At 48.0% G+C, this 19,744-nt stretch carries 21 protein-coding genes and 1 pseudogene; 11 read left to right on the top strand and 11 right to left on the bottom strand.

Going from position 1 to position 19,744, the window contains the following annotated elements; genetic code table 11:
- Positions 1-227: 227 nt before the first annotated feature.
- The 3 genes from B5F07_RS16730 to B5F07_RS16720 all read left to right on the top strand — a co-directional run bounded on the left by B5F07_RS16730 (position 228) and on the right by B5F07_RS16720 (position 2,586).
- Positions 228-1,568 (top strand): MATE family efflux transporter, encoded by a 1,341-nt coding sequence (locus B5F07_RS16730; RefSeq protein ID WP_087162351.1) that lies wholly within the window; start codon positions 228-230, stop codon positions 1,566-1,568.
- A 16-nt stretch (positions 1,569-1,584) separates the two neighbouring features.
- The gene (locus B5F07_RS16725; protein WP_087162350.1) at positions 1,585-2,187 is read left to right on the top strand and encodes a cytidylate kinase-like family protein; all 603 of its coding nucleotides are present in this window, start codon (positions 1,585-1,587) and stop codon (positions 2,185-2,187) included.
- A 261-nt stretch (positions 2,188-2,448) separates the two neighbouring features.
- Positions 2,449-2,586 (top strand): helix-turn-helix domain-containing protein, encoded by a 138-nt coding sequence (locus B5F07_RS16720; RefSeq protein ID WP_087162349.1) that lies wholly within the window; start codon positions 2,449-2,451, stop codon positions 2,584-2,586.
- Between the two features lie 585 nt (positions 2,587-3,171).
- Here B5F07_RS16720 and ant(6) read toward each other — a convergent pair.
- From ant(6) to B5F07_RS16695, 3 genes are all read right to left on the bottom strand, one after another.
- Positions 3,172-4,038 carry an aminoglycoside 6-adenylyltransferase gene (ant(6), locus tag B5F07_RS16705; RefSeq protein ID WP_087162348.1) on the bottom strand — a complete coding sequence of 289 codons (867 nt, stop codon included), beginning with the start codon at positions 4,036-4,038 and terminating at the stop codon, positions 3,172-3,174.
- 205 nt (positions 4,039-4,243) lie between these two features.
- Positions 4,244-4,873, bottom strand: coding sequence for an alpha/beta fold hydrolase (locus B5F07_RS16700; RefSeq protein ID WP_002584987.1), 630 nt, complete (start codon positions 4,871-4,873; stop codon positions 4,244-4,246).
- Between the two features lie 25 nt (positions 4,874-4,898).
- Positions 4,899-5,699 carry a helix-turn-helix domain-containing protein gene (locus B5F07_RS16695; protein ID WP_002584986.1) on the bottom strand — a complete coding sequence of 267 codons (801 nt, stop codon included), beginning with the start codon at positions 5,697-5,699 and terminating at the stop codon, positions 4,899-4,901.
- A 314-nt stretch (positions 5,700-6,013) separates the two neighbouring features.
- Between B5F07_RS16695 and B5F07_RS16690 the strand changes: the two genes are divergently transcribed.
- From B5F07_RS16690 to B5F07_RS16665, 5 genes and pseudogenes are all read left to right on the top strand, one after another.
- Positions 6,014-6,427 (top strand): cysteine-rich VLP domain-containing protein, encoded by a 414-nt coding sequence (locus B5F07_RS16690; RefSeq protein WP_002584985.1) that lies wholly within the window; start codon positions 6,014-6,016, stop codon positions 6,425-6,427.
- A gap of 111 nt (positions 6,428-6,538) precedes the next feature.
- A complete protein-coding gene (locus tag B5F07_RS16685; RefSeq protein ID WP_002584984.1) occupies positions 6,539-6,934 on the top strand; it encodes a replication initiator protein A in 396 nt (131 codons plus the stop codon).
- Between the two features lie 184 nt (positions 6,935-7,118).
- On the top strand, positions 7,119-8,063 hold the full coding sequence (gene mobV / locus B5F07_RS16675; protein ID WP_002584983.1) for a MobV family relaxase: 945 nt from the start codon (positions 7,119-7,121) through the stop codon (positions 8,061-8,063).
- A 72-nt stretch (positions 8,064-8,135) separates the two neighbouring features.
- A complete protein-coding gene (locus B5F07_RS16670; protein WP_002334813.1) occupies positions 8,136-8,330 on the top strand; it encodes a hypothetical protein in 195 nt (64 codons plus the stop codon).
- A gap of 145 nt (positions 8,331-8,475) precedes the next feature.
- Positions 8,476-8,619, top strand: a pseudogene (locus tag B5F07_RS16665) (recombinase family protein); the annotation flags it as partial.
- A 7-nt stretch (positions 8,620-8,626) separates the two neighbouring features.
- On the opposite strand, the gene B5F07_RS16660 reads toward B5F07_RS16665, so the two are convergent.
- The 6 genes from B5F07_RS16660 to B5F07_RS16630 all read right to left on the bottom strand — a co-directional run bounded on the left by B5F07_RS16660 (position 8,627) and on the right by B5F07_RS16630 (position 13,332).
- A complete protein-coding gene (locus B5F07_RS16660; RefSeq protein WP_002604471.1) occupies positions 8,627-10,300 on the bottom strand; it encodes a recombinase family protein in 1,674 nt (557 codons plus the stop codon).
- A 77-nt stretch (positions 10,301-10,377) separates the two neighbouring features.
- A complete protein-coding gene (locus B5F07_RS16655; RefSeq protein ID WP_002604472.1) occupies positions 10,378-10,551 on the bottom strand; it encodes a transposon-encoded TnpW family protein in 174 nt (57 codons plus the stop codon).
- Between the two features lie 458 nt (positions 10,552-11,009).
- Positions 11,010-11,252 (bottom strand): helix-turn-helix domain-containing protein, encoded by a 243-nt coding sequence (locus B5F07_RS16645; protein WP_002604473.1) that lies wholly within the window; start codon positions 11,250-11,252, stop codon positions 11,010-11,012.
- Entirely contained in the window at positions 11,236-11,673 is a 438-nt protein-coding gene (locus B5F07_RS16640; protein WP_002604474.1) for a sigma-70 family RNA polymerase sigma factor, read from the bottom strand. The genes B5F07_RS16645 and B5F07_RS16640 overlap by 17 nt, the downstream gene beginning before the upstream one ends.
- Positions 11,674-12,146: 473 nt before the next feature.
- Positions 12,147-13,130 carry a 23S rRNA (adenine(2503)-C(2))-methyltransferase RlmN gene (gene rlmN / locus B5F07_RS16635; protein ID WP_002584956.1) on the bottom strand — a complete coding sequence of 328 codons (984 nt, stop codon included), beginning with the start codon at positions 13,128-13,130 and terminating at the stop codon, positions 12,147-12,149.
- 16 nt (positions 13,131-13,146) lie between these two features.
- On the bottom strand, positions 13,147-13,332 hold the full coding sequence (locus B5F07_RS16630; protein WP_003431289.1) for a cysteine-rich KTR domain-containing protein: 186 nt from the start codon (positions 13,330-13,332) through the stop codon (positions 13,147-13,149).
- A gap of 398 nt (positions 13,333-13,730) precedes the next feature.
- Between B5F07_RS16630 and B5F07_RS16625 the strand changes: the two genes are divergently transcribed.
- The 3 genes from B5F07_RS16625 (at position 13,731) to B5F07_RS16615 (ending at position 15,913) form a co-directional block, all read left to right on the top strand.
- The gene (locus B5F07_RS16625) at positions 13,731-14,087 is read left to right on the top strand and encodes a helix-turn-helix transcriptional regulator (protein ID WP_002584957.1); all 357 of its coding nucleotides are present in this window, start codon (positions 13,731-13,733) and stop codon (positions 14,085-14,087) included.
- A gap of 201 nt (positions 14,088-14,288) precedes the next feature.
- On the top strand, positions 14,289-14,618 hold the full coding sequence (locus B5F07_RS16620) for a plasmid mobilization protein (protein WP_002584958.1): 330 nt from the start codon (positions 14,289-14,291) through the stop codon (positions 14,616-14,618).
- Positions 14,579-15,913 carry a relaxase/mobilization nuclease domain-containing protein gene (locus B5F07_RS16615; protein WP_021749504.1) on the top strand — a complete coding sequence of 445 codons (1,335 nt, stop codon included), beginning with the start codon at positions 14,579-14,581 and terminating at the stop codon, positions 15,911-15,913. The genes B5F07_RS16620 and B5F07_RS16615 overlap by 40 nt, the downstream gene beginning before the upstream one ends.
- 201 nt (positions 15,914-16,114) lie before the next feature.
- On the opposite strand, the gene B5F07_RS16610 is transcribed toward B5F07_RS16615, so the two are convergent.
- Both B5F07_RS16610 and B5F07_RS16605 read right to left on the bottom strand, forming a co-directional pair.
- Positions 16,115-16,324 carry a transposon-transfer assisting family protein gene (locus tag B5F07_RS16610; RefSeq protein WP_002584960.1) on the bottom strand — a complete coding sequence of 70 codons (210 nt, stop codon included), beginning with the start codon at positions 16,322-16,324 and terminating at the stop codon, positions 16,115-16,117.
- Positions 16,325-16,328: 4 nt separating this feature from the next.
- Positions 16,329-19,679 carry a YodL domain-containing protein gene (locus B5F07_RS16605; RefSeq protein WP_021749503.1) on the bottom strand — a complete coding sequence of 1,117 codons (3,351 nt, stop codon included), beginning with the start codon at positions 19,677-19,679 and terminating at the stop codon, positions 16,329-16,331.
- Positions 19,680-19,744 lie beyond the last annotated feature (65 nt).

The following is a 19,744-nucleotide window of genomic DNA, read 5'->3' as shown; positions in this document are numbered from 1 at the left end:
CTCGGAGGGCGGGTCATTCGCAGGAAATGACAGGCCGGATAAGGCACGGACTGAGATGTTCGTTACTTATCCGGCCTTTTTTCGTCGGGACAGCCGGGAAAATGCAGCCGGAGAGCCGTAGCCGGGAAAACAGCAGTCGGAAAGCGGCAGCAGGAAAATGGCAGTGCGAAGAAACAGGCCGCAGGAGAGCAGCATGAGTACAACGAAACGGAAAAGGAGAAAATGAGATGGATTTTCTGAGCGGGAAAATTAGGAACATTTATTTCAGGTATCTGGCGGCGGCATTCGGAAGCGCCCTGATCACCTCGATTTACTCCATTGTGGATATGGCGATGGTGGGACAGTATCACGGTCCGGACGGATCGGCAGCCCTGGCAGTGGTGGCTCCGGTGTGGAATATTATTTACAGTCTGGGGCTTCTGACGGGAATCGGAGGCTCGGTGATCTTCAGCACGATCCGGGGCCGGAAAGCGGGGCAGGAGCGGCAGTCTAACGAATACTTTACCGCGTCGGTGACAGGCGCTGTGATTCTGGCGGCCCTGGTCTGGATCGCGGTGATCTTTTTTGACCGCCAGCTTCTTCTGATGTTCGGGGCAGAGGAGAATACCCTTGCACTGGCAAGGGAGTACGTGCTTCCCATCAAGGCAGCGGTTCCTCTGTTCCTCTTCAACCAGATGCTTGCAGCGTATCTGAGAAACGATAATGACCCGGCGCTTGCCACAGGAGCAGTGCTGGCAGGAGGAATCTTCAATATTTTCGGAGATTATTTCTTCGTGTTTACCTGTGATATGGGAGCTTTCGGTGCGGGGCTTGCGACGGCCATCGGATCGGCGATTACATTTGTGGTTATGCTCGTTCATTTTTTCAAAAAGAAAAATACACTTGCCATTGTCCGGATTGAAAATCTGCCGGGGAAACTCCGGGAAATCGCGGTGACCGGTTTCTCCACGTTCTTTATTGATGTGGCGATGGGGATCCTGACGATTCTCTTCAACCGCCAGATCGTGAAATATCTGGGGACAAACGCCCTGGCAGTGTACGGCGTGATTGTGAATATCAGTACATTTGCCCAGTGCTGCGCCTACAGTATCGGACAGGCAGCCCAGCCGGTTATCTCCACGAACTTCGGGGCGGGAAAAGGAAACCGGATTCGGGAGACGCTGAAATATGCTCTGGGGACTGCGGGATTTTTTGCAGTCGTGTGGACCGGGCTGAGTCTGGGGATCCCCAATGTTTTTATCCGGATCTTTATGACGCCTACGGCGGACGTACTGGAAATTGCGCCTGCTATCTTCCGGTGCTACGGGATTTCCTTTATTCTCCTGCCATTTAATATCTTTTCCACATACTATTTTCAGGCGCTGCTCAAGCCGAAGGCCGCATTTATCGTATCTGTGGCGAGAGGGCTTGTGATCAGCGGAATCCTGATCTATCTGCTCCCCGTGGCGGTCGGTGCGGATGCCATCTGGTTCGCGATGCCGCTGACAGAAGCGATTGTAGTTGTATATGTGGTCATAATGATGGTAAAATATACGAAAGAGCTGGATCACCGGCAGAAGGCAGCTTAAGAAGGGAGGAGCCAAAATGAGCAGAATCATTACAATCGGAAGGGAATTCGGAAGCGGAGGACGCGAACTGGGAAGAAGGCTTTCAGAGACGCTGGGAATGGCATATTACGACCAGGAGATTATCAACGAGATTGCCAGGAGGACGCAGCTTTCAGAGGAATACGTCCAGGCAGTTGTAGAGCACCGTCCCATGTTCTCTTTCCCGATCCATATCGGGAGGAGCTTCTATCCGGCCCCGGACCCGGTTCTGGAACAGAATATGGCAGTTTACAGAGAGCAGGCGAATATTATCCGGGAGATGGCGGAGAAGTCGGACTGTGTGTTTGTCGGACGGTGCGCGGACTATGTTCTGGCAGAACAGAAGCCGATGCGGCTTTTTGTCTATGCGGATATGGCGAGCAAGTTAAAACGGTGCAGGGAGAAAGGACCGGAAAATGAGCATCTGACAGACCGGGAGCTGAAGCAGAAGATTACCGGAATCGACAGGAAACGTGCAAAATACTACGAATTTTATACCGGGCAGACATGGGGAGACAAGCTGAATTATGATCTCTGCATTAATACCACGCAGACACAGATCAAAGAGATTGTCCCGGCAATAGCAGGACTGGTCAGATAAACAGACAGAGGCAGAACCGATGCAGGTATATGTATATAAAAAAGGTGCAGCCGCTCCACGCCATTACTGGCGGGGCGGCTGCAGGTCGTTCAGATATCGATGGAAAAAGTTTCCGCCCGGTTGATTTTTTCTACAAAAGTTGAATACGCCTCCATTGTATTTCCGCAGAAAAAAACATACAATACCAGTGAAAGAGGCATAAAAGCGTCAGCTGATTTGCCTGAAGCAATACAAAAGTACCTGTGCGGAGGTGGAACCAGTATGAAAGAGTTAAAGATCGGGCGTGTGCTCTTTGAGAACCGGCACAGAAAGGGAATCACGCAGGAGGAACTGGCGGAACATCTGGGCGTGTCCAAGGCAAGCGTCTCGAAATGGGAGACCGGGGATTCACTTAGATAAAGATACCACACCATTCCCACGCTGACTTTTGCTCAACCGATACAGCCGGAGGGCTGGATAACAAGAAAAGGCGGTATGCGCCCCGTAGAGGGGTAGCGTACCGCCTTTTCTTGTGGGGGGTTTCCAAAGGGGGCAACGCCCCCATTTGGCACACGACTTTGCGAAGCAAAGTGTAGTGTGTTATACGCTCTGTCGGCGTTGCCGTGAAAATGCCGTTGCCGCCGGGGAGGGGCGGCAGGAAAACAGGGCTGTGCTTGTGTGGCGTGGAGCCGCAAGCGCAGGTCTGTTTTCATCAGCAGACAGGGCGTATATGAAAGCCCCCGTCCCTCGTCCTACGCTCCGACTTGTGGACAAAGTGTCCCGAAGTTGTGGCTACACTCCCGGAAAAGTAACAGGACAGCGGGTAACCGTCAAGGCTGAAATGAACGGGTTTACACCCGGCCTTGACCGCCACCCGCCGTCCCACTGAATGGGTGGACAAGGCGGCCAATCCCTCAAAGTGCTTGTCCGCGCTCTTTCTGATTTTGAGGTATTCAGTTTTTCAAAATTGAATAATCAAAATAAATTTTTTCGATTGAAAAAATTTTATTTGTTATCATCTTCAATGCCATATTTTTTCTTTTGCCGAATCACATAATTACTGATTTTTTCATCATATAGTGGATACTGGTAATCCAACTGGCATGCCACTTCTGACGAAACCTCCCGGAACAATGCCATACATTGTTCAAAGGATTCCCACATATGGGGATAGGAATCCATATTATAAGTGGACATAAGTCGTTCCCACAATTCCTCTGGGACATATTGCTTCATAAATTTATAGTTTTTTCCCAAACTGAAATGAAATCCCTGTTTGATACCAATCAGCCAGGAAATCATGCGAAGCAATTCTTTTCGTACTATATCATTCATATGGTCAATAGCAAAAAGAATTTCTTTGCGGCATAAGCCCTTTACTACATATGTTGTAGTATTCCAAAATTCATTACAGCAATCGTCAAACATTCTTTGAGTAGGCTTCTGCAAGTGGTAGTCTATATCCGTTGGTATTGGCGGCTTTACGATACGGTTGTCTTTATCCAACAGTAACTTTACCAGTTTATCCCATGTAAAATACTCGTCTATCAGTTCCAGCGGCAGCAAAGTTAAATCTATCTTAACATCATCAGTAAACAGCATTAAATATGAAAATCCCTTTTCTACAGCTGGAAATAATTCCATATCTTCCGGCTTTTGCAGAATCAACCTTTCACCAAATATATCTAGCCATTTATCATCACTTGTGAAGCTGTCCATATCCGTAACAAAAAAAGTAATATCAAAATCCTGAAAATCATCAGGCGGAATATTTGTATTTGTTCTAGATCCTTCCAAAGTAACCATGCGAATGCGGTTGTCTGTTTTTGCAAAATTCAAAACAATATCATAAACTTCCTTTTCTGATCTCATTTTTATCTCCTCCAATTATTGAAATAGGTGTGAAACCATTTTAGGGCTTTCCCGCCTTGATTACCCTTTAGCAAAGACGGGCGGGACTGTCAACGGCGGCGCATGAAATGCGCCGTTCATCTTGACCATTGACTGGCTCGGCTGGCTTTGCTATTTATTTTCTAAACTTTTATGCTTGTAGTTTTCGAGTTTCTTTCAGAATTGTTTAAGAATTTTTCAAATAGTATTCATTCAATATATCTGCTAAGGCTTTTGGATTTTCTTCATTGACAACATGGCCTGTATTCTCAATAATTTTCAATTCTGCGCTTCTAATACTTTGTGATAAGTAATCCGCTGATTTCATATTTGCACTGTCTTTCTTTCCGCAAAGAATTAAAGTGGGGCACTTAATATTTTTCACCCTATCACTGAAATCTAAATTCTTCATAGTGTCCCCTAAAGCAAATGTGTTCTTTTTATCAAATGCCATAGTTTCAAAAATAGATTTTGGTAAAAATCTGAAAATTATATTTTGAAAACTAAATGCTACTTTCGGGACTTTATATGGCGTTCCGATTAAAACTAATGTTTTCACTTTTTGCGGGAAATCCAAAGCAAAATTCAGAGCCAAAATACCACCTAATGAAAGACCGCATAAATGAATTTGTCCGTCAAATTCGTTACAATATTTTACAAATGAAGAATATAGATTTTCGTAGCTTGCCTCTTTCCCTTCAAGGATGGAGGATAAATTTGGACATACAATATCTTCGTTGTTTGTCATGTATGAAATTGTTTTTTCCCAACTTGTTGCTTTGTGTCCTGAGCCGTGAACAAATATTTTTGTTGCCATAAGTATCTCCTTTGAATTTTATGTTTTATTTTCCTGCCTGCTCAATCATCTTCTTCGCCAACTGTTGGAACAGGTCGGCAGTTTCTTTGTCCATCGGCGCAAGCTGTCCGATCTGTCCGGCTATCATCGCTGTTACATCGTCAATGGAAAGCGGGTTTTGTTTCTGCTCCGCCATAGTGTCCCGCATGGCTTGGAACATAGCGGCGGTCACAGCTTCTCCCGGCTGTTCCCCGTTGTCAATGTCTTTCTTAATGTCCCGCAGGATAGCAAGGAACACATTTTTGATTTTCTCTATCTCCGCTTCATGTTCCCCCATCTTCTGAGCGTTCAAAAGCTGTAAATCCTGCTTTGCTTCCGCCCGGTGTTCCGGGTGTTCTTTCATCAGGTCGGACAGGGAAGCCGTTGCCATCTCGATAAGCTGGTTTCGTGCCATTATCCCCTTTGCCGCCGTGTCCTGAAAATAAATCCGTATCAAATCTATCAGCTTGGGAAAATTCCTGTGTTCCAGTAAGCGATTGAGTATTTGCACATCAACAGCACCCGTCACAAGCCCCCTCACGGCTCCCTCGGACAAGCCTAATTCAGAAATATCGTAGCTTTTGCGGACGCTCACGGTAGACAAGCCCAGTATGTAGTCTGTCGATACCTTAAATTCCTTTGCCACACCTATGAGAATATCACTGCTGACCGTTCTCGTTTCGCCGCTGACAATGCGGCTCAACTGGGAAGCGGAAACGCCTATCTTCTCCGCAAGTTCCTTTTGTGTGATATGGTTTCCGTTGCATAAATCGGAAATCCGCTGTCCGGGTGTTCCGGGTAAAGCCATAGACACGCACCTCCTCCGCATACTTCCATTATACAGGATGATTGCAAAAATGCAATTTCCAAAGTGTAAACTTCATCAAAATGCAATTCTCGCAAAATTCCGGGGATTGCATTTTTTTCGTGTAGACTTAGGATAGTTCATCGATGGACAGCACCTTGAAAACAGAATGACCGTCCGAAAAGGAATACCCCGGCTGGGGAAGCACCGCAAGGAACCGGACTTCGGGACAAAATGTCCCGAAGCTGCGGGGAGCGTGCCAAAGCTGGAAATCCTTTCGGGGAAAACGGCAACGGAAAGCAAAATGGAGGGAACGCATGAGAAATAACCCCTATAAAGACTTGCCGCCGCTGGAACGCAGGCCGGACGGTTCCCTTTACCGCATGACACCGGCACAGAGGAAACAGGCGGCCAGCCTGATACGCCGGGAGTGCTGTTGCTGTGAGGACGGCAACTGCATTGTCCTTGACGATGGGGACACCTGCACCTGCCCGCAGACGGTTTCTTTCTCGGTCTGCTGTAAGTGGTTCCGCTGGGCGGTCTTGCCGCTGGACGGGACGCTGGAAGCGGAGATTTTCCGGGATAAGGACTTGAAACGCTGTGTGGTCTGCGGCGGTGTGTTCGTCCCCAAATCCAACCGGGCAAAATACTGCCCCGGCTGTGCCGCCAGAGTTCACAGGCGGCAGAAAACAGAAAGTGAACGGAAAAGGAGGTCTGCTGTGGACAGTTAGGAGCGAAAAAAGCCTTGATTTATCAGGCTTTGCAAGCCCCAAACCGGGGCAGGTGGTATAAAGTATCGCCCGCCCCGGAAAACGGGCTTCTAACCGTCCACAAAACGCACTATGACAAATACCATCTATATCCATCAGCCGGAAAAGGCGTTCAGCTTCACCCGGCTCCCGAATTTCCTCTTTGAAGCCCCCACATTCAAGCCCCTGTCCAACGAGGCAAAGGTTCTGTACGCCTTTATCCTGCGCCGGACAGAGTTGTCCCGCAAGAATGGGTGGGCGGATGACTGCGGACGGATTTTCCTGTATTACCCCATCTGCGAGGTGGTTGACCTGCTCCACTGTGGGCGGCAGAAAGCGGTGAACACCCTGCGGGAACTGCAATACGCCGGACTGGTGGAAATCCAGAAGCAGGGCTGTGGAAAACCCAACCGCATTTTCCCAAAATCCTATGAAGCGGTTCCAAACACTGACTTCAAGAAATCCCGTTCTGGTACGCCGGAGGACTGAAAACCGTACCCATGAAGTACGGAAACCGCCCCTCTTGAAGTACGAAAACCGGACGGTATATAGAAATACAAAGATTAAAATGATTTATTTATATCCATTTCATTCCTATCGTATCAGAGATAATTCCGGCGGGATTTTCCCTGTGGAAAACCCCGGATAGGAAAGGAATGGGGAAAGGAGCAGAATGGCACAACACGCAATTTTGCGGTTTGAGAAGCACAAGGGCAACCCGGCAAGGCCGCTGGAAGCCCATCACGAAAGACAGAAAGAACAATACGCCAGCAACCCCGACATTGACACAAGCCGGAGTAAATACAACTTCCATATCGTCAAGCCGGAGGGACGCTATTACCACTTCATTCAGAGCCGTATCGAGCAGGCTGGATGCCGGACGAGGAAAGACAGCACACGGTTTGTCGATACGCTGATAACCGCCAGCCCGGAGTTCTTCAAGGGGAAATCCCCAAAAGAGATACAGGCGTTCTTCCAAAGGGCGGCAGATTTCCTCATTGGCCGGGTAGGACGGGAAAATATCGTGTCGGCGGTGGTACACATGGACGAGAAAACGCCCCACCTGCATTTGACCTTTGTTCCGCTGACAAAGGACAACCGCCTGTGCGCTAAGGAGATTATCGGCAACCGGGCAAACCTGACGAAGTGGCAGGACGATTTTCACGCCTATATGGTGGAGAAATATCCCGACTTGGAGCGTGGGGAAAGTGCCAGCAAGACAGGCCGGAAGCATATCCCCACCCGGATTTTCAAACAGGCGGTTTCCCTCTCCCGGCAGGCAAGAGCCATTGAAGCCGCCCTTGACGGCATTAACCCGCTGAACGCCGGAAAGAAAAAAGAGGAAGCCCTCTCCATGCTGAAAAAGTGGTTCCCGCAGATGGAGAACTTCTCCGGGCAACTGAAAAAGTACAAGGTCACAATCAATGACCTGTTGGCGGAGAATGAGAAGCTGGAAGCAAGGGCAAAGGCCAGCGAAAAAGGAAAGATGAAAGATACGATGGAACGGGCAAAGCTGAAAAGCGAACTGGACAATTTACAGCGGCTGGTTGACCGTATCCCGCCGGATATACTGGCGGAACTGAAACGTCAGCAGCGGCACACGGTAAAGGAAAGGTGATAGATATAAGCAGAAATTTTCGCCGCCTTTGTGCGGCATTGTACCTTGAAAACTGAATATGGAGGACACTGGATGGCAAAAAGCGAAAGCGATATTTTCACACCCCGGACAGGGCAGGTCATACAAGCAGAGAACGGCACGCAGTATTTTGTATGTGGGAACAACCGTATAAAAATCTCCGAACACTTCGCCGCAGGCGGGAAGCCCCTCGGTGATCTGATTGTAGATGTGGTGCGGCATACCGCAGAAAAAGCCGCTTCAACCTGATAGCCCATCATTGATAACACGCCCACGCTTATGATATAATTGCCATAGAGCAAAAGTATTGTAAGCGTGGGTTGTTTCTTTAGAAGGAGGATTTTTAACGGTGAAACAACCTTACAATACTACGATTTACAACACGGCGCTTTATATGAGATTGAGCCGGGACGATGAAAACTATGGTGACAGCGTAAGCATTGAAACACAGCGGACAATCCTGCAACAGTACGCAAAGGAACAGGGGCTTCATGTAGTCGGTGAGTATGTGGACGATGGCTGGTCGGGGACGAACTTTGCTGAGGTTAGATAGCGATACTTTTTACATCTACCATGTTGCGGCGGTCATGGTTGACAACTTGCGTCGGCTCCTGCTCGGTATCAACCTGTCCGACAAAGCTGTAATGGATTTCGATTTTCCGGGTGTTGGTTTCCCGGTCTAATTCATGTATCAAAATACGGTCGATAAACTCATGGACGTTTTCATAGGTCAATTCCTGTATGTCGCTGTATTTCCCGACAATCTGAATAAACCTTGATATATCCCTTTTTCGCTCGGTAACGGTTGCGATCTGCTGTTGTAACTCGTCTATCCTTGCGGCAAGGGATTTCTTTTCGTCCTCATAGCCGGAAGTTAGAAACACAAACCGTTCATCTGTCAGTCTGCCTAATGCGTTGTCCTCATACAGCTTGCGGAAAAGCGTGTCAAGTTCGGTCATACGCGCCTGTGCTTTGAAAAGTTCCTTTTGCTGCTGCGCTAATGCCTTTCTCGCTTCCATGTCGCCGTACTCGGTAGCTTTACAGATAAAGTCCTGTTCGTGTTCCTTAACATACCGCAAAACCCGCCGCATATCTTCCAGCACTAAATCAAGAAGTACGTTTTTGCGGATATAATGAGAGGTACACTCGCTGCCTGTCCTTGCCCTGTTGCGCCATGCGCCGCAAGAATAGGAAAACTTGCGCGGCTCGATATTTACGCCCTGTTGGTAATACATCTTATGTCTGCAACCAGCGCAAAACAGCAAGCCGGAAAAAATATCAATCTCCGCTGCTTTTGTCGGGCGGTGGCGGGTAGCAATCCGCTTTTGCGCAAGTTCAAAGGTTTCCTCGTCAACAAGCGGCTCATGGGTGTTTGGGAAGAAATAGCGTTGTTCTTCTTCGTTCTTCCGGGTCTTTTTCGACTTGTAGGATACCTTGTGAGTTTTCGCGGTTATGGTATGCCCTAAATATTCCTGCCTTGCTAATATGTCATAGAGCGTTTTGTCCGGCCAAGTATAGGGGGCGATCATTGCCCGCTGATACCGCGCCTGTCCTGTACGCTGATAGCGCAACGCTCCAATCGTCAAGACTTTGTTTTCCGCAAGCCATTTTTGGATTTCGCACATACGCACACCGCTAACAAACATAGCGAAAACCTGTTTGACAATCGGCGCGGTTTCCGGGTCGGGTATAAGGTGGTGGCGGTTGTTCGGGTCTGGGATATAGCCGTATGGATATTCCCCGTTGACGCGCTCGCCTTTTTGCGCCTGTGCCTGTTTAACTGCGCGGATTTTCTTGCTTGTGTCGCGGGCGTAAAACTCGTTAAACCAGTTCCGCAAGGGGGTAAACTCGTTATCCTCCCGCGCTGTGTCAACTCCGTCGTTGATCGCGATATAGCGTACTCCGTTTTCGGGAAATACAATCTCTATGAGTTCGCCCGTTTTCAGATAGTTTCTGCCAAGACGGGAAAGGTCTTTGGTAATGACCGTCGCCACTCGTCCGGCTTCCACTTCCTGCAACATCGCTTGCAGCCCCTCGCGCTCAAAACTCACGCCGGAAAATCCGTCGTCCACAAAAAACTTTGTGTTCAAAAAATGGTGTTCGTCCGCATAGCGTTGAAGTATCATTTTTTGGTGCTGTATGCTTCCGCTTTCTCCGGCTTGCATATCCTCTTGACTTAAACGGCAGTAAAGGGCGGTGATTTTATTCGACTGTAACATTAGTCCTCCTTTCCGACAGCCGAATAAACAGGTATAATGTGTTGCTATCATTATACCATATCCCGCCGCCTAATGCACTACTCGGACGCTAAAAATCCCGGATTTCCGGGCTTTTTCTGCAAATCCTTTACAATGAGTTTCTCAATCTTTTTATGGATTGTATCGGTTGCCTTTTCACTCGGCAACGCTTGAACAAGATAGGTGATTTTCCCTATTTTGCGTTCGGTTGTAATTGTCTGTTTTTTATCCATTAGAAAAACCTCCTTTTCCTGTATGGATAAACTATATTCGTCAAAAGGCAAAAACGGGCGGTTGTTAGCTGCAACCTCACGGGAGTTTCACCCCGGCCCATGCTTATGGGTGCGCCGCGCAATACTTTGAGGGTGTTCAACGCGGGAGTATCATTGTGCCGCCTTGTATGTCGTCGCCCACAAGCTGCTAAACCTGTTTTACGGCGCGGTAGTTCTCGCTCGGCTTTTCCCCTACGGGGAAAAGCTGTCATGGCGTACCCGCCGACTGGCTCGGTACAGACGGAATGTACCCGTTTGCCTGTTATGCTGCGCACCAAAGGCCGCTTTCTTTGTCAAAGAACAATAGGCTTTGTCGGCCTGCAAAAGCACATCAACAGCGGATATGCTTTTGCGGAACGACAAATAGCCCATAACGGGAAGCGTGGAAAGGGGACACGCTCCCCGCATGGGCTAAAAGATTATCCTACATGAAAAGCAAGGGTGCGGGTAATAAGGCGCACTTGCAGCCTGTTACGCATTTCCTCGTCCACATAGGAATAGGTATTGCCCGCGTCGTCTTTCAGCGTGCGGGTACAAAGTTTCGCTATGTAACCCTCGTAGTGCTTCAAGATCGCGCACATGGCGGTTGTGTCGCCGTTTGCCGCTGCGGAAATGACAGGGAACGGCAACAGATTTTCAGACTTCCTAACGGTATTCATCATCTGCTTTTCCCTCCAAATACTGTTTGATTTTCGCAAGCGCGGATTTCCTGTGCCGGAAAACCGTCGTGCGTACAACATTCAGCAGTTCGCCAATTTCCGCGTCGCTCATATCCAAGAAGTAGGACAAAAGGATAATGTCGCGTTTCCTTTCGGGCAAAGCGTTAAGGGCTTCGGCAAGCAGTTCATTTTTGACGAGTACATCAAAGCCGGACACTTGAAAACGGAAATAATCGCTTTCGTATTCGTCCGTTGTGAAAAGCTGCGCGAGTTCGCTTTCGCTCAAATCCGAAAAAGTAACTTCGCGTGCTGCGCGTTTCGCAAGAGTGCGGCGGTGGCTTTTCGCTTCGCCGACCAAAGTTTTCTTTGCTAATGCGTCGTACTGATGTTGTATTCTTTCCTTGTCGGAAGAAGATAGCTCCATAGAGTTCACCTCCTTCCCGCGTGGAGTAGAGGACGGGAGTTAAGGGCTTGTCCTCTCTGCCCCTTTCGCTCCGTACCCGTTCGGGAGATGGCTCTTGAGTGCGCTTTTCAGAAAAAAGTTGAAAAAAGCAAAATGCGCCCGTCCGCAAGACGCGGACGGGCGCAAAGGAAATGTAAGCAGTAGCTAAATGTATTGACAGTTCACATTCATAGCCGGAATATCCCGCTTGCGGAGCATAGCTTTTTTTGACCGCAAAGCATTAGGCGGGTTACAGTAAATAAAAATGGACACGGCGATACCTCCCCGATACCGCCGTATCCTTAAAAAAGGGCGACTTTAATACACTACCCGCAATCCATTCTATAATAGGGAACAGCGGCTTTTGCGCAATATTAAATAAAAAAGCCGATAACACATAGGTTTTTTGACCTAATGCGTTATCGGCTCTGCGTCTATGCGTCTGGCACTTTTAATCATTTTTTTTTGAATTTATTATATGTGTTAGCTAACTGTCCACAAGCCGCGTTAATCTCTCTGCCATGAGAAACTCTCATAGTAACTTCAAGTCCTGCTTGCTCTAATTGATGTTTGAATGCAACTATTTCCCGTTTCTGTGGTGCTTTAATTCTTGAATTGCTTGTTGGGTTGTATTGTAACACGTTAATCATAACTTTTTTGCCCCGAAACCATTTTGCAAGTTGTCTTACATCTGAGGGCCGGTCATTTATACCCGGTAAAAGCAAATACGCAAAGACAATTTTGCGATTATGCCTTTCAGAATAGGATAAGGCTTGCTTAACAACATCTTCAATAGCATATATGCGCATGTGAGGAATAATACGATTTCTTGCAGATTGTGTTGCTGCGTGTAAAGATATTGTCAACTGAATTTTAAGATGTTCCTCGCGCAATTTTTTTAATTGATCGACCGGACCAACTGTTGATATGGTAATGCCGTCGGTTGGAAAGTTGAGCCCATATCTATCTCGGAGAATATGGATTGCTTTTATCAAGTTGTCATAATTGAATAAAGGCTCTCCCATACCCATAAAAACGATACGGTTTACTTTTCGACGCAACAATATAATCTGTTGTACGATTTCTGACGATGTTAGATTACGAACAAAGCCATTTCGCCCGGACTCACAAAAAATACAACCAACAGGACAACCGACTTGTGTGCTCACGCAAACAGTTCCACCATCTCGCCGCTTGATAAAAACCGTTTCAATGTATTTGTTGTCTTTCAGTTCGTAAACATACTTTTCAGTATCACTGCTTTTGCAAATATTTTTTACCAACATTGATAGATTTTTTTTGCGTGGTAATTGCTTATATAATTCTTCATATAAGGCTTTTGCTTCATTCTCGCCAATAACTTCCGACATTTCTTTGTAAGTAAATCCGTATGGATCATTCCGTACTTCCGCAGGCGTATATTTAGGTAAACGTTTCATTTTTATATCCTTTCTTCTAAATAATAAAAGTTTGTTTTTCTGTATTTTTGATTACAATCTCTAATTTTTCTACATCAATGATATGCGTCAATTTGCATTTAGGGCAGAAAAGAGGAAAATCTTTTAATACAGTATTATGAAATACTTGAACTCTCGTCTTTCCGTTACAAATCGGACATTTTATCCAATATTTTTTAAGCATTATATTTCACTCGTCCTTTTTACACAAAAAAATGCAGGTCAATCCTCAACATGAGCATTGACCTGCATTTATAATGCACAGAGCAGTACAACAAAACTAAGGCATAGCTTGCACTATGTCTATACTATATCTATACGTCGTTAGTTTTTTGTATAGCATCCGCAAAATAAGCATGACAAAAAAGCCCATGTTGAAAATGGGAAAATCCTTTTTTTCAATGCTTATCTAATACGCATGCTATGCAACATAAACGCCGCCTCCTTTTACATAAATTTTATTTTATCAGAAAATCAGTCTACTGTCAATACACAACAGGAAGTATTTAACCTAATGATATGAATTGTGTGGACATATCCAAAAAGAAAGGTGAACTGTAAAATGTAACAGGGTGAATGAAAATGGCAAAAAGACCCGTACCATTGTACGACTTTAAGGCTTTCGGGGCAGCTATAAAAGCCGCGAGAAATGAATACGGCGAGAGCCGCAAAAAGGTAAGCGACGAGTTATATATTTCCCCGCGCTACCTTGCGAATATCGAGAACAAGGGACAACAGCCGAGTTTACAGGTATTCTATGACCTTGTAACCCGGTATCATATTTCGGTAGATCAATTTTTCTTCCCGAACAGCAATGCGGAGAAATCCACCGGGCGGCGGCAGCTTGACGCGCTGCTGGACGGTATGAGCGATAAAGGCATACGGATTGTAACCGCAACAGCAAGGGAGATAACGGAAGTCGAAAAAGCAGAGGATTAACCTCACAATATGAGAAATCGGGAGATTGCAGCGCATGGCGGCTGCAATCTTTTTTTGCGTCCAAAATCAAAGGAACGCGCAACAAATACCGCCTTTCGGTGGGGGTATGGAGTAGATAGCAAGCACAGCAAACGAGTACCCGTTTGCGGAAAATGCTTGTTGGGATAATCCCAAACCCTTATACCGAAAGGCGGTGCGGAAATGGAAAACCGAAAGAGAAATATACAGATGAAGTTTTACGTTACGGAAGAAGAAAAGCGGCTGATCGACGAGAAGATGAAGCAGCTTCCCATAAAGCAGTATGGGGCATACTTCCGTAAAATGGCGATAGACGGGTATATTCTTGTCGTTGACCGAAGCGACACAAAAGCATATATCCGGGAACTGCAAGCGGTGAGCCGGAACATCAACCAAATTGCAAAACGCGCCAATGCGACGGGGACGGTTTACAGGCAGGATATAGAGGACATTAAAAAGGCGGTGGACGAGATATGGCGGTTACAAAGACGCACCCTATTAAATCAACCTTAAAGGCTGCGATAGACTATATCTTAAATCCCGAAAAGACAGACGGGAAGCTGCTTGCGTCCTCTTTCGGCTGCGGGCTGGAAACCGCCGATATTGAGTTTGCATGGACGCGGGAAGCTGCCGGAGATCGCGGCACACATTTAGGGCGGCACTTGATACAATCCTTTGCGGTGGGAGAAACCACACCGGAAGAAGCGCACAAAATCGGCATGGAACTTGCCGGGGCGGTATTAGGCGGCAAGTATGAGTTTGTTTTGACAACTCACGTCGATAAAGACCATCTGCATAATCACTTGATTTTCAACGCGGTTAGCTTCGTTGACTACAAAAAGTACCATTCCAACAAGCAAAGCTATCACTTTATCCGGCGCACCAGCGACAGGATATGTAAAGAGCATGGGCTATCCGTCGTCGTACCGGGACAGGACAAGGGAAAAAGCTATGCAGAATACACCGCCGAAAAGCAAGGGACAAGCTACAAAGCAAAGCTGAAAACGGCGATAGATACTCTCATTCCCCAAGTGAAAGATTTTGACGAACTGCTGCGCCGCTTGCAGGAAATGGGGTATGAAATCAAACAGGGCAAATACATTTCCTTTCGCGCTGCCGGACAGGAACGGTTTACCCGCACAAAGACGCTCGGCGCGGCCTATACGGAAGAAGCGATAAAGGAGCGTATCAAGGGCGTGTATGTTGCCAAAACAAAAACGCTGCGGGAAGATAAGAAAATCCGGCTTGTCGTCGATCTTGAAAACAGTATCAAAGCCCAACAATCGGCGGGCTATGAACGGTGGGCGAAAATCCATAATCTGAAACAGGCTGCGAAAAGCATGAACTTCTTGACCGAAAACAAGATTGAATATTATAGCGACCTTGAAAGCAAAATTGCGGATATTATGACCGCCCATGACGCGGCGGCAAAGGCGGTTAAGGAAGTGGAACAGCGTATGTCTGATTTGTCGCTGCTTATCAAGCACACCACCACATACCGACAGTTAAAACCGATTTACGATGAATACCGAAAATCGCCGGACAAGGAAAAGTATCTGCGGGGGCATGAAAGCGAAATTATCCTGTTTGAAGCTGCGGCAAGGGCATTAAAGGAAATGCAGATAAAGAAGCTGCCCGATCTCGCCGCGCTGCGCAAGGAGTATAGAAGCTTAAACGACAGGAAAACCAAATTGTATGAAGATTATCGGCAAGCCAAGAAGCAAATGCAGGAATACGGCGTTGTCAAAAAGAACGTCGATAGTATTCTTTACCCGTCCCAAAGCAGGGCGCGGGAGCAGGAGCGATAAGGCGCAAAACATGGGGTGGCAAGTGGAATGTTAAGGGCTGAAAACGCCTGTGTTTCTGCGGCTTCCAGCGCATGAAAACGACATAGACGATAAAGTATATTCAAACCCGCAAAAACGGCTTTCTAATTGTCCACGCAAGGACAAAAAAAGAACAGGGGCGCGGTGCCGGAAATCGGCAACCGCGCCCCTGTTCTCTATGGGCTATTCCTCGTCGGTCAAGATAAACTCCCTTTCGGAAAACTCGCTGTCCGTCATGGCTTGCAGCTTGTTCACCGCTGCGGCGGCAAGCTGGCGCATATCCTCGTCCATGTAGGGCATGGCGGCAAGGATATTTTCAAGCGTTGTTTCCCGGCTGTCCTCGGCGTAGATCGCAACAATGTTTTCTTCCTCAATGGTAAAGCGGGTATTCATGCTATCAAACCTCCAAATCCTTTTTATGCTCTTTCTGTTTATCTTTCGGCTGCTGCGCCGCCTGTTTCTTGTATTCGTCCAGCTTCTTCAAAATGGACGGTTTTTTCTGCGGCTGTTCCCGTTTCTCGGCTTTTACCGCTTTTGCAAGGTCGGTAACGGAAATCGCTTCCCCCGCCTTTGCCCGCTGCTCAAAATCTGCAACGGTGGGCGTTTGCGGCGTATTGTTGATAAGCCCGTCAAAATTGTTGTCGTTCTGCTCTATGGTGTCCTCGACGTGCTTTAAGGGATTATCCCGCTGCGGCTGCTCGGCGGCTATGGCATAAGCCTGTGTGCCATTCCCCATAATGAGATACTTCCCGTCCTCCGACGCATGGTGAAAACCAAATCCCGCCGCTTCGATCTGTTCACGGCTCATATCGGTAATATGAAAATTGCCCCTCGGCGTTCTAACGGTTTCACCCGTCAAAAGGCTGTCGGGGGTCGCTTCCGGCTGCTGCTTTTCAAGCTGCCCGTCCTTGTAGGAATATCCTTGCGCCGCGATTGCTTCAAGGGTCTTGCCCGTAACGTCGCCATAAATCCGCTTGTCTGCGTCAACCAGCATTTGCAAAGTGTCTTGTACGGTGTCGGACAAGGCTTGCTGCTGTTCGGGCGGCAGCTTGTCAAATACGGGGGTCTGCTGCTCCTGCAAAAACTCCGGCACTTGCTGAAAACCGATACTGTCTACATAGTGGGCGGTGTCCTCGTCGTTCTGATGAAGCACAACAATGTCGGAAACGGAAAGGCTATGCCCCTTAAAGTCGGCGGGGTGGTCGATATTAAACCTTTCCCAAATGTCGCCCAGCGTCATATCCTTTGTAAGCGGTGCAGTATAGACGAGTTCATAATTTACCCGGTCAATGGTAAGTCCAGCCGCTTGCAGACGGTCATAAGGCTCAAAGCGCAAGTCCCTTGTTTCGTCCCCGCGCTTTAACTGATAAATGGAAAAGGTATCGCCCTGCTCCTGCTCGGCTTGCCGCTGCTGCTGCAACTCGGTAAAATGCCCCTCAATCTCGGTAATGAGTTCCTTTGCGGTGGTCTGTATTGTTTCAAGGGACGCTTTTAACTCGGTCATTTCCTTGCCGCTGCTCCAACCAGCCACATAGCCGAAAGAGTAATCGGAAGTATCAAGGCCGAAATGCTGGCAAACCGTATAAGCGACGCTTTCCGCTTCTACCTCGCAGGTATGGCGGTCAACGCGGTTTTGCTGCTCCGGCGGGGCGTTTAAGTCTACGTCGTGCAGCTTCGCATGGGCGATTTCGTGAATGGCGGTCTTTACCGCCTGTAATTCACTCACGCCCTCTTTGATTGCAATACGCTTGTCGGTCAAACTGAAATACCCATTTGCGCCGTTTGTGATCTGCTCAAATGCAATCGGGACGGGGGACGCTTTTTCAAGGGCGGCGAAAAAATCCTCGTACTGCTCCACATCGGCAAGCAGCGGTTTAACGGAAAGGTCGGGAAACTCCTTGCCCTCGGTCTGCGAAATATCAAAGACGGTTATAACCTTAAAGGCGGGGACGGTGATTTCCTTTTCTTCCTTTACCACTTTTCCCTCGCGGTCAAGCATGGGCTTTCTCGTTTCGGGGTCGATTTTATCAACCAGCTTTTTCACCTTGTAGGGCGCGGGGGCAAAGATTTTAATGCCTTTCTCGCCTTTCTTTACATGGCGGTCAAACTCCTTTTCCCATTGACGGAAGCCCATTACCAAATTGCCGCCCTGCATAGCAATTAGGATAGTGTTATTCAAACTATAATCATGGAACTTTGACATAGCGGTTAGAAACTCTTTGTAGCGGTCGCTGTCAAAAATCGCCTGTACGCCCTGTTCCAAACGCGCGGTGATCTCCTTTACCTTTTCGGCGGGCTTTTCGGAAGTAAGGATAATGGGGACGACGGGGCGGGGCTGCTGCGGCTCTGCGGCCTGTGCGTCTGCTTGCTGCGTTTCGGCTGCGTCCATATAGGCTTTGTCCTGTTCGCCGCGCTCCGGCTGCGGGTAACTCATAATGCGGTATTCTTCCGGCACTTCGCGCCCCTCAAACTGACGCTCCCACTCGTCGCCGCTTTCCACGATATAGCCGTACTCGGTAAACGCGCCTTTTTCCTGCGCGGCAGCGTTCCTGCCAAAAGTAGAAAGGTCAATGCCGCCTTTCCATTCTTCGGGCATTTGTACCATGCCGGATTGATTTAAGTAATAGTCGCCCAAATCGTGGTAGTTATGTACTTCGGGGATATGGACGTAAAAATCCACGTTGTAGGTGAAGTCAATTACCTGTCCAATATTTGCAAGCCCGTTTTTCTGCTGCAAAGCTGCGTTCAGCTTGCCAACCTCGGCGGGGTCAAGCTGTTCGAGCCGCGCCGCAAGAAAATTGAGTTCGTCCACGTCGGCGGCGCATACCATTTCATAAGGCAAGGCAATATGTTTCTCCGGGTCGTCGGAAAAGCCGCGAATGGAAAAATCCTGCGGGTTATCGGCGGTAATGCCGACGCTCTGCATGGCTTCGTGAAGCTGCTCCTTTGTGGCGGGCATATCCAGCCAATAGCCGCTTGGGTCGCCCGCTTCAAAACGGCTGCGGTTGCCAATCATAATAGAAAACTGTTCGCTCATGTGTTCACGCTCCTTTTCCTGCCCGGTAGTTTCGGGGATAGCTGCCGCCTGTTGCTGCTGCTGCGGGGGTTCTTCGCCCTCTATGGTGTAGTCCGGCATGAGCATACCGTTTACTTTGAAATAGTCGGCGTACTCCTGCGGGATAGGCGGGGAGATTTCCGTAAACAAGCGGTCATACGCTTTGATACGCCCATTCAGATACTTTTCCATAGCTGCCTTGTCGGTGAAAACCTTTCTATCTTGTCCGGCAATCTTCGCTTGGGTTCTGCTTGGGCTGTTGGTGCGCACGCTCCATGTAAGCGTCCATGAATACGGGATAGATTTCTGCGCTTCTTTGTCGTAGCGGGTATTCTCGTAAATGTAGTAATTCATCTGATATACCCGGTTGCTGCGAATATGGCGGTTATGCTCGGTGGTCTGCCACTCGTTAGCGGTGTGCTGCACAACGGTTGTCCTTGTGTATTCAATCGCTTTGTCAAGCAAAAGCGTTTTGCCCGCCTGTTCCTCCCATGCGGCGGCGCGGCTTGAGAGATCGTTAAAAATCGCCTGTTCCGCTGCCGCGCTTTCCTCGCGCATGGCGTGTAGCTGCTCCGGCGGCAAGGAAACATAGGGGGCAATATCCCCGTCCTTTGCTTCAAAATATATCCGGCGTTCTATCCGCATGGTTTCGGCGGTTTCCAATTTGTCATGGTCGTATGAAGAATACGGCATATTGTTTCATCACGTCCTTTCTCGATTTTTAAGGGTTTGGGACTATCCCAACAAGCAAAATGCCC

It is taken from the genome of Lachnoclostridium sp. An169, assembly GCF_002160525.1.
Classification (GTDB): domain Bacteria; phylum Bacillota; class Clostridia; order Lachnospirales; family Lachnospiraceae; genus Mediterraneibacter; species Mediterraneibacter cottocaccae.
The sequence above is the reverse complement of the archived record's forward strand: the minus strand, read 5'-3'. Positions and strand labels throughout refer to the sequence as shown.

Excerpts from the sequence above, each read along its gene's own strand:
- B5F07_RS16730 (WP_087162351.1), top strand. The coding sequence starts at position 228 with ATGGATTTTCTGAGCGGGAAAATTAGGAACATTTATTTCAGGTATCTG.
- B5F07_RS16725 (WP_087162350.1), top strand. The coding sequence starts at position 1,585 with ATGAGCAGAATCATTACAATCGGAAGGGAATTCGGAAGCGGAGGACGC.
- B5F07_RS16720 (WP_087162349.1), top strand. The coding sequence starts at position 2,449 with ATGAAAGAGTTAAAGATCGGGCGTGTGCTCTTTGAGAACCGGCACAGA.
- B5F07_RS16700 (WP_002584987.1), bottom strand. The coding sequence starts at position 4,873 with ATGGCAACAAAAATATTTGTTCACGGCTCAGGACACAAAGCAACAAGT.
- B5F07_RS16695 (WP_002584986.1), bottom strand. The coding sequence starts at position 5,699 with ATGGCTTTACCCGGAACACCCGGACAGCGGATTTCCGATTTATGCAAC.
- B5F07_RS16690 (WP_002584985.1), top strand. The coding sequence starts at position 6,014 with ATGAGAAATAACCCCTATAAAGACTTGCCGCCGCTGGAACGCAGGCCG.
- B5F07_RS16685 (WP_002584984.1), top strand. The coding sequence starts at position 6,539 with ATGACAAATACCATCTATATCCATCAGCCGGAAAAGGCGTTCAGCTTC.
- mobV (WP_002584983.1), top strand. The coding sequence starts at position 7,119 with ATGGCACAACACGCAATTTTGCGGTTTGAGAAGCACAAGGGCAACCCG.
- B5F07_RS16670 (WP_002334813.1), top strand. The coding sequence starts at position 8,136 with ATGGCAAAAAGCGAAAGCGATATTTTCACACCCCGGACAGGGCAGGTC.
- B5F07_RS16660 (WP_002604471.1), bottom strand. The coding sequence starts at position 10,300 with ATGTTACAGTCGAATAAAATCACCGCCCTTTACTGCCGTTTAAGTCAA.
- B5F07_RS16655 (WP_002604472.1), bottom strand. The coding sequence starts at position 10,551 with ATGGATAAAAAACAGACAATTACAACCGAACGCAAAATAGGGAAAATC.
- B5F07_RS16645 (WP_002604473.1), bottom strand. The coding sequence starts at position 11,252 with ATGATGAATACCGTTAGGAAGTCTGAAAATCTGTTGCCGTTCCCTGTC.
- B5F07_RS16640 (WP_002604474.1), bottom strand. The coding sequence starts at position 11,673 with ATGGAGCTATCTTCTTCCGACAAGGAAAGAATACAACATCAGTACGAC.
- rlmN (WP_002584956.1), bottom strand. The coding sequence starts at position 13,130 with ATGAAACGTTTACCTAAATATACGCCTGCGGAAGTACGGAATGATCCA.
- B5F07_RS16630 (WP_003431289.1), bottom strand. The coding sequence starts at position 13,332 with ATGCTTAAAAAATATTGGATAAAATGTCCGATTTGTAACGGAAAGACG.
- B5F07_RS16625 (WP_002584957.1), top strand. The coding sequence starts at position 13,731 with ATGGCAAAAAGACCCGTACCATTGTACGACTTTAAGGCTTTCGGGGCA.
- B5F07_RS16620 (WP_002584958.1), top strand. The coding sequence starts at position 14,289 with ATGGAAAACCGAAAGAGAAATATACAGATGAAGTTTTACGTTACGGAA.
- B5F07_RS16615 (WP_021749504.1), top strand. The coding sequence starts at position 14,579 with ATGGCGGTTACAAAGACGCACCCTATTAAATCAACCTTAAAGGCTGCG.
- B5F07_RS16610 (WP_002584960.1), bottom strand. The coding sequence starts at position 16,324 with ATGAATACCCGCTTTACCATTGAGGAAGAAAACATTGTTGCGATCTAC.
- B5F07_RS16605 (WP_021749503.1), bottom strand. The coding sequence starts at position 19,679 with ATGCCGTATTCTTCATACGACCATGACAAATTGGAAACCGCCGAAACC.